11 protein-coding genes are annotated in these 13,762 nt (G+C 62.3%); 6 read left to right on the top strand and 5 right to left on the bottom strand.

Annotation, left to right across the window (positions count from 1 at the left end):
* The first annotated feature begins 16 nt into the window (after nucleotides 1-16).
* From ftsR to M1D88_RS10790, 3 genes are all read left to right on the top strand, one after another.
* Complete coding sequence (gene ftsR / locus M1D88_RS10800; RefSeq protein WP_458110893.1) at nucleotides 17-733, top strand: transcriptional regulator FtsR; 717 nt, start codon at nucleotides 17-19, stop codon at nucleotides 731-733.
* Nucleotides 733-1,236 (top strand): bifunctional nuclease family protein, encoded by a 504-nt coding sequence (locus tag M1D88_RS10795; RefSeq protein WP_247045150.1) that lies wholly within the window; start codon nucleotides 733-735, stop codon nucleotides 1,234-1,236. Before ftsR ends, M1D88_RS10795 begins: the two co-directional genes overlap by 1 nt.
* A 237-nt stretch (nucleotides 1,237-1,473) precedes the next feature.
* Nucleotides 1,474-2,067, top strand: coding sequence for a MerR family transcriptional regulator (locus tag M1D88_RS10790; RefSeq protein WP_247045148.1), 594 nt, complete (start codon nucleotides 1,474-1,476; stop codon nucleotides 2,065-2,067).
* A gap of 171 nt (nucleotides 2,068-2,238) precedes the next feature.
* On the opposite strand, the gene M1D88_RS10785 is transcribed toward M1D88_RS10790, so the two are convergent.
* Nucleotides 2,239-3,060: a ParA family protein gene (locus M1D88_RS10785; RefSeq protein ID WP_458110892.1), complete on the bottom strand. Its 822-nt coding sequence runs from the start codon at nucleotides 3,058-3,060 to the stop codon at nucleotides 2,239-2,241.
* Nucleotides 3,061-3,376: 316 nt separating this feature from the next.
* Between M1D88_RS10785 and M1D88_RS10780 the strand changes: the two genes are divergently transcribed.
* Nucleotides 3,377-6,772, top strand: a complete 3,396-nt coding sequence (locus M1D88_RS10780; RefSeq protein ID WP_458110891.1) for a pyruvate carboxylase — start codon at nucleotides 3,377-3,379, stop codon at nucleotides 6,770-6,772.
* A gap of 121 nt (nucleotides 6,773-6,893) precedes the next feature.
* A complete protein-coding gene (locus M1D88_RS10775; protein WP_458110890.1) occupies nucleotides 6,894-8,390 on the top strand; it encodes a nucleotide-binding protein in 1,497 nt (498 codons plus the stop codon).
* A gap of 84 nt (nucleotides 8,391-8,474) precedes the next feature.
* On the opposite strand, the gene M1D88_RS10770 is transcribed toward M1D88_RS10775, so the two are convergent.
* A complete protein-coding gene (locus tag M1D88_RS10770) occupies nucleotides 8,475-10,295 on the bottom strand; it encodes an AMP-dependent synthetase/ligase (RefSeq protein ID WP_458110889.1) in 1,821 nt (606 codons plus the stop codon).
* A gap of 173 nt (nucleotides 10,296-10,468) precedes the next feature.
* On the opposite strand from M1D88_RS10770, the gene M1D88_RS10765 reads away from it, so the two are divergent.
* Nucleotides 10,469-11,569 carry an ROK family glucokinase gene (locus M1D88_RS10765; protein WP_458110888.1) on the top strand — a complete coding sequence of 367 codons (1,101 nt, stop codon included), beginning with the start codon at nucleotides 10,469-10,471 and terminating at the stop codon, nucleotides 11,567-11,569.
* Nucleotides 11,570-11,611: 42 nt separating this feature from the next.
* On the opposite strand, the gene M1D88_RS10760 is transcribed toward M1D88_RS10765, so the two are convergent.
* From M1D88_RS10760 to M1D88_RS10750, 3 genes are read right to left on the bottom strand one after another with little or no spacing between them, the layout of a single operon-like run.
* A complete protein-coding gene (locus M1D88_RS10760) occupies nucleotides 11,612-12,151 on the bottom strand; it encodes a hypothetical protein (RefSeq protein WP_458110887.1) in 540 nt (179 codons plus the stop codon).
* Nucleotides 12,138-12,947, bottom strand: a complete 810-nt coding sequence (locus tag M1D88_RS10755; RefSeq protein ID WP_458110886.1) for an alpha/beta hydrolase — start codon at nucleotides 12,945-12,947, stop codon at nucleotides 12,138-12,140. The genes M1D88_RS10760 and M1D88_RS10755 overlap by 14 nt, the downstream gene beginning before the upstream one ends.
* Nucleotides 12,944-13,732 (bottom strand): alpha/beta hydrolase, encoded by a 789-nt coding sequence (locus M1D88_RS10750; RefSeq protein ID WP_458110885.1) that lies wholly within the window; start codon nucleotides 13,730-13,732, stop codon nucleotides 12,944-12,946. Before M1D88_RS10750 ends, M1D88_RS10755 begins: the two co-directional genes overlap by 4 nt.
* Nucleotides 13,733-13,762 lie beyond the last annotated feature (30 nt).

The following is a 13,762-nucleotide window of genomic DNA, read 5'->3' as shown; positions in this document are numbered from 1 at the left end:
GTAGTTGCCTGTGGCCATGGCACAGCCGGAACGGCGGGGACCGCAAGTCCTGAATATTGGGGAAGTGCTGGCGCAGCTGAGCGATGACTTTCCCAATATGACCGCGTCGAAAATCAGATTCCTTGAGGAAAAGGGCCTCATCAATCCGCAGCGGACTCCTGCAGGATATCGGCAGTATTCAGACGGCGACGTCGAACGGTTGCGGTTCGTACTTGCTCTGCAGCGCGACCAGTACCTGCCGCTAAAGGTGATCAAGGATTACCTTGACGCCATAGACCGGGGGGAACGCCCGGACAACATGCCTCCGGGCGTCAATGTGTCCCCCCGCATCGTTTCGGATGACCTGGCAGTGGAACTGCAGACACGCGTTCGCCGCCTAAGCGAAGACCAGTTGCGGGCGGAGTCAGGGGCAAGTGTTCCGCTCCTTCAGTCACTGCTGAGCTTCGGACTCATTTCACATGTCAACGGCACCTTCGATGAACACGCCCTCCAGGTAGCGCGGGCTTGCGTCCAGCTGGAGAGCCATGGACTGGAACCACGGCACCTCCGCCCGTTCCAGGCCGCCGCGGAACGTGAATTCGGACTGGTGGAGCGGGCCGTTGCCACCCTCACCTCACGCAAGGATGCTGCGTCGCAGGCACGCGCGGCCGAAGCGGCCCGTGAGATCAGTGACATCTGCCTGTCCTTGCATCGGGCGCTTGTTCAGGACCGAATCTCCCGGATGGACATCTGATGATAGAAGTAGAGATCGTCGGGGTGAGGATTGAGCTTCCCTCGAATCAGCCACTGGTTCTCCTGCGGGAGATCCACGGGGAACGCCATGTTCCTATCTGGATCGGAACTCCCGAGGCCAGTGCCATAGCCCTGGCCCAGCAGGGCGTTGTCCCGCCACGCCCCATGACCCACGACCTCCTCATTGATGTCGTGGAGACCCTCGGCCACAGCATCGTCAGCGTCAACATCGTCGCCGTTGAGGACAACATCTTCTACGGACAGCTCCAGTTCGAGAATGGCAGCACCGTCAGCTCCCGGGCATCGGATGCTTTGGCTTTGGCTTTGAGGGCAAAATGCCGCATCTGGTGCGCCGACTCTGTGATGGAGGAAGCCGGGGTCCGGATCACTGAGCATGACGACGGTGAAGAGACCGATCCGGGCCCCACAGTAGACGAGGAGCGCGAATTACGGCGCTTCCGTGAGTTCCTGGATGACGTGGAACCCGAGGATTTCGACGGCTGAGGTCACGCTAAGGTTAAAGCTCAGCCTGAAAGTTTCGACACGCCCTTCCAAACACCCCTACATCTTTGACCTCGCGCCTCCACAGGCTTAACGTCGAAGATACAAGTTCCCATTGCATACAGCAGCCGCGCAAGTCACACTGGAATGTGCAGCCGCGGCAGAATTACACGGATGGATTTTTGTTCGTGCCGCTGTGTTGCAACTTCCTTGGGGGAGCAGATGACAAGGAGTGTCCACGTGAGTCCTAAAGGCGAAGCAGGCGAGCTAAAGCAGCCCTCGACGGCTGGCGTTGCCCTGCCCGCAAGCGGTGCCCAGGGCCTCCTCTTCACCGAGGACCTTCCCGTCCTTGACGAAGATGCAGGTTACCGTGGCCCTACCGCATGCAAGGCAGCGGGGATAACTTACCGTCAACTGGACTACTGGGCACGCACAGGATTGGTTGAGCCGGCAGTGCGGGGTGCAGCCGGTTCAGGCTCCCAACGGCTTTACGGTTTCCGTGACATCCTGGTTCTCAAGGTGGTCAAGCGACTCCTGGATACCGGAGTTTCCCTGCAGCAGATACGCACTGCAGTTGAACACCTGCGCGAGCGGGGCGTCGAAGACCTCGCGCAGATCACTCTCATGAGCGACGGCGCCAGCGTTTACGAATGTACTTCTGCCGACGAAGTTATCGATCTTGTCCAAGGCGGCCAGGGCGTATTTGGTATCGCAGTCGGCCGCGTCTGGCGCGAAGTGGAAGGGAGCCTCGCGGCACTGCCCAGTGAACATGCCACGGAGTCCTTTCCCGACGACGAACTCAGCAAGCGCCGGGCCGCGCGGAAAATCAGTTGACCCCGCTGGCAGCTGAACTGCCGGGCTCGAAATTGCGCGCAGGTGAGCTGCTCGGATTTATTTAGACAGCGACGGCGAAGGCCGCCTTCCACCAGGAAGGCGGCCTTCGCCGTCGTACATCAGAACATGATTACCCAGAAGGCGTTTGCCGTGCCGTCCCTGGAGACGTACCTAACGCTTCGCCCGCCTCTGCGAGTCCTCCCCGGCGGACAGAAGGTTCTGCAGCAGCGCGTCGTAGAGGGCTGATGAGTTCTTGGCTGAATCTCCCGGCCAGTGGTGGACTGCGTGGGCCGCGCCCTGAATCTGTTGCCAGTTGGCCTGCTCCGGGATATGGGGGGTCAGCAGGAGCTTTCCGAACATGGTCTGCATCTCGGCCAGGCGGAACGCATGTTCTGATGATCCGCTGCGAACCCTGTTTGCGACAATGCCGGCGGGGGAGAGGCCCGGAGCAAATTCCTGCCGGAACAGCTGGATGGCACGCATGGTGCGCTCTGTCCCGGCAACAGAAAACAATCCGGGTTCTGCCACAAGAGTTACCTTGTCGCTGGCGGACCATGCCATCCGAGTGAGGCCATTGAGTGAGGGCGGGCAGTCAACCAGGACAAGCTCGTAATTGTCCGCCGTCGCCAAGACATGCGAAAGCCTTCGCAGATCGCGGCGGCCCAGGTCAGGGCGGTCATAGATACCCGTGTAGGCCGAACCCACGGCCACGTCCAGCACGGGCGCGGCGGCACCATTCGCGGGGGTGCGCTTGAGCCAGCCGCTGGGCACGACGTTGTCGCCCAGCCGGGCGCGCCTGGGACTCTTGAGCATTCTCCCGATGTCCAGCTGACCGTCAGGCTGGACGCCCATGGCTGTGCTGGCGTCGGCGTGCGGATCAAGATCCACAACGAGGGTCGGGATGCCGGCGGCGAGTGCCGCAGACGCCAGTCCGGTGGTAACGGATGTCTTACCGACACCGCCTTTGAGGCTGCTGATGCTGACTACTTGCACTGAAAAACCAATACCTAACGCCGGTTGCCGTGTTGGGGTAGAGTCGGCTTCGGCGTGTCCCGAAGCCCGGGGCGACCGTGCGCCGCCCAACTCATCATATGTTGACCTGGAGTCAAATCCTGCTTTATCCGTCCCCGAGGCGGGGAAGAGGCCTGATCCCGGTTGTCCACGGCGCTTCCGCTGGCGGTTCCGCTGCAGATGGAGTCCGACATGACGGATAATTCTGTGATAGCGGACACAATGATTTGTCTTTGAACGTAACCGTCTTAGACACTGTGACCACCTACCGATACACCCGCGATGATGCAGGAGAAGTATGTTTTCGAAGATTCTGGTGGCAAACCGCGGTGAAATCGCTATCCGCGCCTTCCGCGCCGGCTATGAGCTGGGAGCCAAGACAGTTGCTGTATTCCCCTATGAGGACCGCAACTCGATTCACCGCCAAAAGGCGGGCGAGGCGTATCTGATCGGCCAAGAGGGTCACCCCGTCCGGGCGTATCTCGATGTTGATGAAATCGTCCGTGTGGCCAAGGAATCCGGAGCAGATGCAATCTACCCCGGGTATGGCTTCCTTTCGGAGAACCCTGACCTGGCGCGGGCAGCCGAAGCGGCAGGTATCACGTTTGTGGGCCCACCGGCCGACGTCCTTGAACTTGCCGGAAACAAAGTGGCAGCACTCCAGGCAGCACGGGACGCGGGCGTGCCGGTGCTGAAATCCAGCGCACCCTCGAAAGACGTTGACGAGCTCATCGCCGCTGCGGACGAGATCGGGTTCCCCATCTTTGCCAAAGCCGTGGCCGGAGGCGGAGGGCGAGGCATGCGCCGGGTGGACACCCGCGAGGCTCTCCCGGAGGCCTTGCAGGCAGCCATGAGGGAAGCCGACGCCGCCTTTGGCGATCCGACGATGTTCCTCGAGCAGGCTGTCCTGCGCCCCCGTCACATTGAGGTGCAGATCCTCGCCGATGCGGAGGGGAACGTGATGCACCTCTTCGAACGCGACTGCTCCATCCAGCGGCGGCACCAGAAAGTCATCGAAATCGCACCGGCACCGAACCTTGACGAAGGGATCCGGCAGGCTCTTTACCGCGACGCCGTCAAGTTCGCCAAAGCACTCAATTACGTGAACGCGGGTACTGTTGAGTTCCTCGTGGACACAGTAGGCGAGCGGGCCGGCCAGCACGTTTTCATCGAAATGAACCCCCGCATCCAGGTGGAGCACACGGTCACCGAAGAGGTGACCGACGTCGACCTGGTTCAGGCGCAGATGCGTATCGCGTCAGGCGAAACGCTGGCCGACCTTGGCCTTTCCCAAGACACCGTGCAGCTCAAAGGCGCCGCCCTCCAGTGCCGGATTACCACCGAAGATCCGGCAAATGGATTCCGGCCAGACGTCGGGAAGATCACCGGCTACCGCTCTGCCGGCGGCGCCGGGGTCAGGCTCGACGGCGGCACGGTCTACTCGGGCGCGGAGATCAGTCCGCACTTCGACTCCATGTTGGTCAAGCTCACCTGCCGCGGGCGCGATTACCCTGCGGCGGTGGCACGGGCCAAGCGGTCCCTCGCTGAATTCCGTATCCGAGGCGTGTCCACGAACATTTCCTTCCTTCAGGCTGTCCTTGAGGATCCCGACTTTGTTGCGGGCAATGTGGTGACATCGTTCATCGACGAACGCCCCCAGCTCCTGAAGTCCCGTGTTTCAGCGGACCGCGGAACCAAGCTCCTCACCTGGCTTGCCGACGTCACCGTCAACAAACCCCATGGGGAGCTCACCGTCCACTCGGATCCCGCGTCCAAGCTTCCCGTTGTAGCCGGGTCAACGTTCCCGGCAGGCTCGCGCCAGCGGCTGCTGGAACTCGGGCCCGAGGGCTTCGCCGCGGAGCTCCGAGCACAGCAGCCTGTAGCGGTCACGGACACAACCTTCCGTGATGCCCACCAGTCGCTGCTGGCTACACGTGTGCGGACCCGGGACCTGGTAGCAGCGGGCCCCGCCGTCTCCGAGCTTTTGCCCCAGCTGCTGTCTGTAGAGGCTTGGGGAGGGGCTACCTACGACGTGGCACTCCGCTTCCTCGGCGAGGATCCCTGGGAGCGGCTTGCAGCCTTGCGGAAGGCGTTGCCTAACATCTGTCTCCAGATGCTGTTGCGGGGCAGGAATACTGTCGGCTACACACCGTACCCGGAGGAAGTAACGGTGGCGTTCGTCAACGAAGCTGCCGCCACGGGTATTGATATCTTCCGGATTTTCGATGCCCTCAATGACGTCAGCCAGATGGCTCCTGCCATCAAGGCTGTGCGGGCCACGGGCACGGCTGTCGCTGAGGTTGCACTTTGCTACACCGGCGACATGCTGGATCCGAATGAGCAGCTGTACACGCTGGACTACTACCTTGATCTGGCAGGGAAGATCGTCGACGCCGGCGCCCACATTCTGGCAATCAAGGACATGGCAGGCCTGCTGCGCCCTGCCGCTGCTGCACGCCTCGTAACGGCGCTCCGGGAACGTTTCGGCCTCCCGGTCCACTTGCACACCCATGACACTGCAGGCGGCCAGCTCGCCACGCTGCTGGCGGCCGTGGAAGCGGGAGTCGACGCCGTGGATGTCGCCTCTGCATCGCTGGCGGGAACAACCAGCCAGCCCTCAGCGTCAGCCCTCGTGGCGGCCCTTGCGCACACTCAGCGCGATACCGGGCTGGACCTCGCCAAGGTGAGCTCGCTGGAACCCTACTGGGAAGCCGTTCGTCGGGTGTACGCGCCCTTCGAGTCGGGACTGCCCGGTCCCACAGGCCGTGTTTACCAGCACGAGATTCCAGGCGGGCAGCTTTCCAATCTGCGGCAGCAGGCAATGGCATTGGGGCTTGGTGAACGGTTCGAAGCCATCGAGGACATGTACACCGCCGCCGACCGAATCCTCGGGCGCCTCGTCAAGGTGACTCCCTCATCAAAGGTCGTCGGGGACCTTGCCCTGCACCTCGTCGGCCTCAATGCAGACCCCGCGGACTTCAACGAGAACCCGCAGAACTACGACATCCCTGACTCCGTCATCGGGTTCCTTTCCGGTGAGCTCGGTGACCCGCCGGGTGGCTGGCCCGAACCCTTCCGGACCAAGGCACTTCAGGGGCGCAGCATCAAGGTCAGGGATGCGGAGCTGAGCGCCGCGGACAGCGCGGCTTTGCAATCCGATTCCCAGACCCGCCAACAGACGCTGAACAGGCTCCTTTTTGAGGGCCCGACCAAGGACTACCTCAAGAGCGTCGAAAGCTACGGCAATCTGTCGGTCCTGGATACCCGTGACTACCTGTACGGCCTGCAGCGCGGCGAAGAGCATGTGATCCAGTTGGAGAAGGGCGTGCGGTTGATAGCCTCCCTGGAGGCAGTCTCGGAGCCCGACGAAAAGGGCATGCGGACCGTGATGTGTACCTTGAACGGCCAATCGAGGCCCGTTGTGGTCCGCGACCGTTCGGTGGTCAGCAACGTCAAGGCAGCTGAAAAAGCGGACACTTCGCAGCCAGGGCACATAGCGGCTCCATTTGCCGGCGCTGTGACTCTGACTGCCAAGCCGGGGGATGAGGTCAAGGCCGGCGATACCGTTGCAACCATCGAGGCCATGAAGATGGAGGCCTCGATCACTACTCCGCTGGCTGGTACCGTGTCGCGGGTTGCGATCAACAGCATCGAGCAGGTTCAAGGCGGGGATTTGCTGCTGGTCGTCGAGTAGAGACCAGGAGCGAATTAGAGCCCCAATCCGGAGCGTGTACGGGTTAAGCTGGGGCTGACGGAAGACTGTGGGGGCGGTTCTTGTACCGCCCCCACTGCCTGTTCCAAACCAAAGGGAAGTCATGACTGACACGAACACGCCCAAGCCAACTCCCCGGCCTGTCCGGAGTCCAAGGACCAAGGCCGCCGCTGCGCAGAAACCGCCCGCGAAACCGCCCGTGAAACTGCCACCTAAGCCAGAACCCAAGCCTGCAGCCGCCGAGGATGTTGCTTCAACCGTGGCGTCCGAAACGTCATCGCTGCCCGCCTCTGCCCCAGAAGCTCCGACGTCCCCCGAACCTGCGGCTTCGCCGCCCGTAATACCAATGCAGGAGGATGAGATCTCCGTGGTGGCTGTGACGAAAGGCCAGGAGTTTTCGTCTGCAGACTCCCTCGGATCCTTCACCATGTTGTCCGTCCCGGCGACCACCGCCGAGGGAATGCCCACTGTCACCGCCGGTCCCTTCCAACAGGTCACCACTGAAACCGCCTCAGCGGAAACCCTGAGAGACGGGTTGCCTGCGGGGGAGGCAACTCCCGTCTCTGTCGGGGAGAACCCGGCGTTGGAGGCCGCACCTGTGGAGACCTCTGCTGACGGTTCCCAAGGCGGGCGGAACAATCCCATCAGCGAGCGAAGGGAGCGGGCTGAGGGGCCCGAGTCAGCGGCATCCCTGACTGCTGACCGCCTCCTGAATAAGACCGCAGCCACCCCCGTGGGCGGCTGGCGTCTGTGGCTGTACAACGCAACAATGGGCTACGTCAACGTAGGGGATTCGGACAGGGTCCGTATCCAGAGGGCCACAGAGCACCGCATCGCCTCACGACTCGGGGACAGAACCCGCTACGTTCCTGTGCTCTCCCGCAAGGGCGGTGTCGGTAAGACAACCGTCACCACGCTATTGGGAATGGTCCTGGCCGAGTTGCGAGAGGACCGCGTCATCGCATTGGACGCAAATCCTGATCGTGGCACCTTGTCGGACCGCTCACCAGGACGAGCGGACTTCACGGCACGCCAACTGGTCAAAGACCGTTTTACAGTTGATTCCTTCGCCCAGCTTTCCAATTACACGGCGCGGGACGGTTCGCGCCTGGACATCCTGGCTTCCGATGCCGACCCGATGGTGGCCCATGCGTTCGACGACGCGGATTATCGGGCAGTAACCGACATCCTTGGCCGCTACTATTCGATCGTGCTGACCGACTCCGGCACTGGCATGGTTCACTCCGTGATGAAGGGCACCCTGGAAAAAGCCGATGCCGTTGTGCTGGTTTCAGGCGGAAGCGTGGATGAAGCCAGGCTTGCGTCCGAAACGCTGTCCTGGCTTGAAGCCCATGGACGTCACGACCTGGTGGCAAAGGCCACGGTAGTGATCAACATGGCTGCCGGTGCCGGGACCCTGGTCAACGTTGACGAGATAGAACAGCATTTCCTGTCCCGGGCCAAAAACGTGGTGCGGATTCCCCACGACCGTCACTTGGCAGAAGGATCCAAAATTGACCTTCGCCAACTGCGGCCCGCCACAAGGGCAGCTGCAGTCGAACTGGCCGCGCTGGTGGTGGAGGAGCTTCAGCAAAGCTGAGTTGCATCCCCCTTGAGTAGGCTCACAGCCTGCGCAGGCCCCAGGCCTGCGCAGGCTGACCGCTTTTACACGTGAACTTACCTTTTAGGCGTGAGTCGGGCGGGGAGCAGCGTACATTTCGTCAATCACGGAATCGAAGTCCTTCATGACCTGTGCCCGCTTGACCTTCATCGAGGGAGTCAGGTGACCTGATGCCTCCGTGAAGTCCGAGGGAACAATCCGGAAGGACTTGATGGCTTCGGCCTGCGAAACTGAGGCGTTGGCGTGGTTGATCAGTTCCTGGACGGCCGCCCTGACCACCGGATTCTCAGTTGCGTCCTGGAGGGTTGTGGTTGCGGGCAAGCCATGGCGCTGGAGCCACCCTGGCAGTGCTTCCTCATCCAAGGTCACCAGGGCTCCGATGAACGGCCGGTTGTCACCCACTACAAGAACCTGTGACACAAGCGCGTCGGCCCGGATCTGGTCCTCGAGCATTGCCGGAACGACATTCTTGCCACCAGCCGTGACGATAATTTCCTTCTTGCGTCCGGTGATGGTCAGGAATCCCTGGTCATCGAGTTGGCCGATATCGCCAGTACGGAACCAGCCGTCCACGAAGGTCTCGGCAGCCAGGTCTTCGCGCTTGTAGTAGCCGCGCATAACGCACACGCCCTTGACGAGGATTTCGCCGTCGTCGCCAATTTTCACCGTGTTTCCCGGAATCGGTACGCCTACGGTGCCGATCTTAATCAGATCCGGAGTGTTGACCGAGACGGGCGCGGTGGTCTCTGTGAGGCCGTAGCCTTCGAGAATCTGGAGACCGATGCCTTGGAAGAAGTGTCCCAGACGCTCGCCGAGCGGGCCGCCTCCGGAGACAGCGTGTGCCACGTGTCCGCCCATCGCTGCCCGGAGCTTGCTGTAAACGAGCTTGTCGAACAGGGCGTGCTGGAGCTTGAGCCCAAGCCCAACGGAACCCTCCTGCCGGGCACGGGAATACTTGATGGCCGTGTCCGCGGCCCTGTGGAAGATGGCGCCCTTGCCGCCGTCCTCCGCCTTGGTCAGTGCGGAGTTGTACACCTTCTCGAAAACCCGGGGCACGGCCAGGATAAAGGTGGGCTGGTAGCTCTGGAGGTCGGGGAGCAGGTGCTTGATGTCAGGAGTGTGGGCGACGGTAACACCGGCCGCCACGGCCAGGACGGAGATAAACCGCGCGAAGACGTGCGCCAGGGGCAGGAACATGATCGTCTTGGCGTTCTCGTTCACGATCGTGCGCAGCGAGGTGGCCAGTGCATTCTCGGAAAGCTCCACGAAGTTGCCGTGGGTCAGCTCGCAACCCTTCGGCCGGCCGGTTGTTCCGGAGGTGTAGATAATGGTGGCGATGTCACTCAGGTGTGCCTGGCTGCGCCGGGCCTCCAGGTCTTCATCGCTCACGCCGGTTCCAGCCGCCCGGAGCTCGTCAAGGCCGCGGCCCTCAAGCTGCCAGACGTGTGTGAGCGCCGTCAGGCCCTCGGAGGAGGCCGCCTGCCGGATGATGTCCTCGTGGTGCGCCGCTTCTCCAAACGCTGCCACCGCTCCGGAATCACCCAGATTCCAGGCCACCTGCGAAGGCGATGACGTCTCATAAATGGGAACGGAAATGCCACCGGCGAACCAGATCGCAAAATCAACGAGCGCCCATTCATACCGTGTGCGCGACATGATGCCTACGCGGTCCCCGGCGCCTACTCCGCTGGCGATGAGGCCCTTAGCAAGGGCGGAAACGTCAGTCAGGAAGTCCTTTGCCTTGACGTCCTGCCACTGCCCCGCGGAGTCGAGGCGCGAAAACAACGAGGGGTTGGATGCCTTGGCTGCCTGACGCAGCACGAGGTCGGTGATGTTGCTTTCCGCAGGCACATTCACGAGGGGCGGGACACTGTATTCGCGCACGATAGCTCCTTTGATATCCATAAGCCCGCAACGGGGTGATCTAAGACTAATACGAGGCCCTCAAGAGTGGGCCCAATTTAACCTACTAGCCGGTAACTTTATGATTAACGCCATGACGGCCACCGGCAGCGTGGTCTGCGCGCCTCGGGAATCAGGGCTAATAGAGTGGACCCATGCACACAGTCCCGCCCGCACCCTCGTCCAGACCCTATCGCAGGACGGCAGCTTGGCGGAGTCCGAAGCCGTACCGACAGGATTCAGTCCTTTCGGGCATCTCCGGCCTTGGCCTGCGGGAACACTTGAGGCTGGGCCGTCGGGGCCTGGCCATCGGCGTGGACATCGGCGGAACCAAAGTGGCGGCCGGCGTCGTGGACGCGGAGGGAAGGATCCTCAGCCAGGCGCGACGTTCCACTCCCGGAAATGACCCTCGGGCAGTTGAACACGTGATCGTCGAGCTGGTGGAGGAACTGGGCCAAGGTCACCGGATCCGTTCGGTAGGGATCGGGGCTGCCGGCTGGATGGACCTCGACGGCGGGACTGTGCTCTTCAGCCCCCATCTCGCCTGGCGGAATGAGCCCGTGAGGGAGAACCTCCAGAGGCTCCTCAGACGCCCCGTTCTGCTGACCAACGACGCCGACGCTGCCGCTTGGGCTGAATGGCGGTTCGGCGCTGGCCAGGGCCAAAGCCGGCTGGTCTGCATCACCCTGGGAACAGGGATCGGCGGAGCCATGGTGATGGATGGGCGGGTGGAACGGGGACGGTTTGGGGTAGCGGGGGAGTTCGGGCATCAGATCATCATGCCGGGTGGCCACCGCTGTGAGTGCGGAAACAGGGGCTGCTGGGAACAGTATGCTTCCGGAAATGCCTTGGGCCGCGAGGCCAGGGAACTGGCGGCTGCTAACTCCCCCGTGGCCCAGGAACTTCTGAAGGCTGTGGATGGGGCGGTGGAGGACATCACCGGTGTCATCGTTACCGACTTGGCTAAATCCGGCGATGCCACCTCCCGGGAGCTCTTGGAGGACGTGGGGGAATGGCTGGGTTTGGGCCTGGCCAACCTGGCTGCTGCGCTCGATCCCGGGAAGTTTGTGATCGGCGGAGGCCTTTGCGACGCCGGCGAGCTGTTGGTGGCGCCTGCACGGAAAGCCTTTGCGCGGAATCTCACCGGCCGGGGCTTCCGTCCCGCCGCGGAAATTGCCCTGGCAGCCCTCGGGCCCAACGCCGGATTGATTGGCGCGGCCGACCTATCGCGGGTCAGCAGCCGCATGCATGGCTAGTACCTGATGAAGCGCTAGTACGCTACTAAGGGCTGGTATTAACTAGACGCGGGCGCCGTCGTCGTACTCGTCTTTGTCCTTGGGCAGTTTCATGATCAGGTAAATCACCGAAACAACGAACACGGCAACTATCCCCAGAATCGCCAGGAGCGGTGCGGAGCGCCAGAACATGGCTGCGAGCAACAAGGCAACCGGTCCGCCTATGGCGCCTACCCAGGCCAGCATGGTCAAGGGATCGACGCCGGCAAGGCTTGGCGGCTCCTCCGGTACGAAACCATGATCCTCGTCTTCTACTTCATAGTCCCGGGGGCCACCTGGCTCCGAAGGGTCTGCTGCATCTGCCTTGTTCTGTGGAGCGTCGGCCGCCAGCTGGCGTTCCGCGGCGGACGGCTCCGTTGGCGCAGTGCCGGAAAGTCCCAGGGGGTCGAAGTCGCTGAACGGACGTGTGGATTTGTTACCTTCATTGCCAGTGCTCTTGGACAGCTCCGTGTCACCATGCTCCAGCCTTGATACCAGATCCAGCCACGCGGCGTCGTCCGGATTGGTGCCCGGATCCGGCGAGTTGGCATCAGGTTTTGTCATGGAAGCTGCCCTTCAGGTGCGCCGGGGAGTGCTCCGCCCCGGAAGTCAGGAGGACGTCCTGGATAAAAGCAGAGGAGCCCTGGAAGATTTTGTCGGCGTCGTTGTCAAGGGTAGCCACGTGGTAGCTGTTCTCCAGCATGGTCAGTTCCAAGGGGGCATGCGTCAGTCCACGCCTCAGAGCAGTAATGCTGTTATCGGAGACCACATGGTCCACCGTGGAGCGGAACACGCGGACCGGGGCGGTTATCCTCGGAAGGAGCCGCACGGTGTCCTTGAACATCCTGTTCAGCTCGTGAGCGGCGGCCACAGGTGTCCGGGCATAAGCGCCTTCGTCGATCCCGGGTTTCAGAATGTCATTGGCAATGGCAGGGGTGCTCTTGAGCACGAACTTGAGAATGCCGGCAATCGGGGCCCGCGGATCGTCAATGACGAGCCCGGGATTAACGAGGATGGTGCCGGCGACGGGCCGTGTCGCGGCAACACGCAGCGCTAAAGCTCCGCCCATCGACAGCCCGGCTGCAAAGACGTAGTCGCATTCGCTGGCGAGTTCGCGATAAGCCTCATCGTAGGCAGCATGCCAGGCCTGCCAGCGCGTCCGTGCCAGCTCCTGCCAGCTTGTTCCGTGACCGGGAAGCAGGGGAATCCGGACGGCATACCCCTGTTCAGCCAGGGCTGCGGCCCAGGCGCGCACTCCATGGGGACTTCCGGTGAAGCCGTGGGACAGCGCAACGCCCACTCGAGGTCCATTACCGGTGAAGGGGCTGACGAACGGGCTGTGATCCGGGAAGCTGCTCATGATGTCTCCGAGGATACTTCCTTGGCCGCGTTCTCCAAGAAAAACTTCACTGACCGTTCGAAGATCACAGGGGCGTCAACGTCCAGGGTCGCCACATGGCCGCTGCCTGTCAAAGGGACCACCTCCAACTGGTCTGTCCCCAAACGGCGTCGGATCATTTCCAGGGAAGAGGGCGGCACCACAACATCCTTCTCGGACTTGAACACCAATGCAGGTGCGGTGATCCGGGGCAACCCCCGGATGGCGGAGGTGAAAAGTTTCCTCAGCTGGTGCACCGCGGCGAGCGGTGTACGGGAGTAGTCGCCGTCCTGGGTCGCGGCCGCCGTCGGATTCTCTTCTTCAATCGGAACGGTAGTCGGCTGGAAGTACTTAAGGATGCCCACATAACGGGCCCGGCGGTCATAGAAACTCAAGCCGGGATTAACCACCGCGACGCCTTTTACCGTGTGGCGGGAGGCCGCCAAGAGCGCGATCGCACCACCCATGGACAACCCAGCCACGAAGCATGCTTCCGTGCGGGCCGCCAGTTCAAGATAAGCGGCCTCGTAGCTGCCATACCAGTCCCGCCAGCCGGATCGCGCTAGTTCCCGCCAATGCGTGCCGTGCCCGGGAAGCAGGGGAACCGAGACCGCGAAGCCCTGTGCGGCGAGGTGCTCGGCCCAGGGCAGGACGCTGAGGGGGCTGCCCGTGAAGCCGTGACAGATAGCAATTCCGATTCTCGCGTTGGGGCCGTGACCCGGGTAGCTGAAAGCCGCGGGTACCGGTTGATTGCTGCTTTCTGTCATGTGCCCATCGTGTCACTGTTGGGGACAAAT

This window comes from Arthrobacter sp. R1-13, assembly GCF_054161475.1.
This window is presented reverse-complemented; position numbering and strand designations above follow the sequence as displayed.

Coding starts and splice junctions, on each gene's coding strand:
- ftsR (WP_458110893.1), top strand. CDS start 17: ATGGCACAGCCGGAACGGCGGGGACCGCAAGTCCTGAATATTGGGGAA.
- M1D88_RS10795 (WP_247045150.1), top strand. CDS start 733: ATGATAGAAGTAGAGATCGTCGGGGTGAGGATTGAGCTTCCCTCGAAT.
- M1D88_RS10780 (WP_458110891.1), top strand. CDS start 3,377: ATGTTTTCGAAGATTCTGGTGGCAAACCGCGGTGAAATCGCTATCCGC.
- M1D88_RS10775 (WP_458110890.1), top strand. CDS start 6,894: ATGACTGACACGAACACGCCCAAGCCAACTCCCCGGCCTGTCCGGAGT.
- M1D88_RS10765 (WP_458110888.1), top strand. CDS start 10,469: ATGCACACAGTCCCGCCCGCACCCTCGTCCAGACCCTATCGCAGGACG.
- M1D88_RS10760 (WP_458110887.1), bottom strand. CDS start 12,151: ATGACAAAACCTGATGCCAACTCGCCGGATCCGGGCACCAATCCGGAC.
- M1D88_RS10755 (WP_458110886.1), bottom strand. CDS start 12,947: ATGAGCAGCTTCCCGGATCACAGCCCGTTCGTCAGCCCCTTCACCGGT.
- M1D88_RS10750 (WP_458110885.1), bottom strand. CDS start 13,732: ATGACAGAAAGCAGCAATCAACCGGTACCCGCGGCTTTCAGCTACCCG.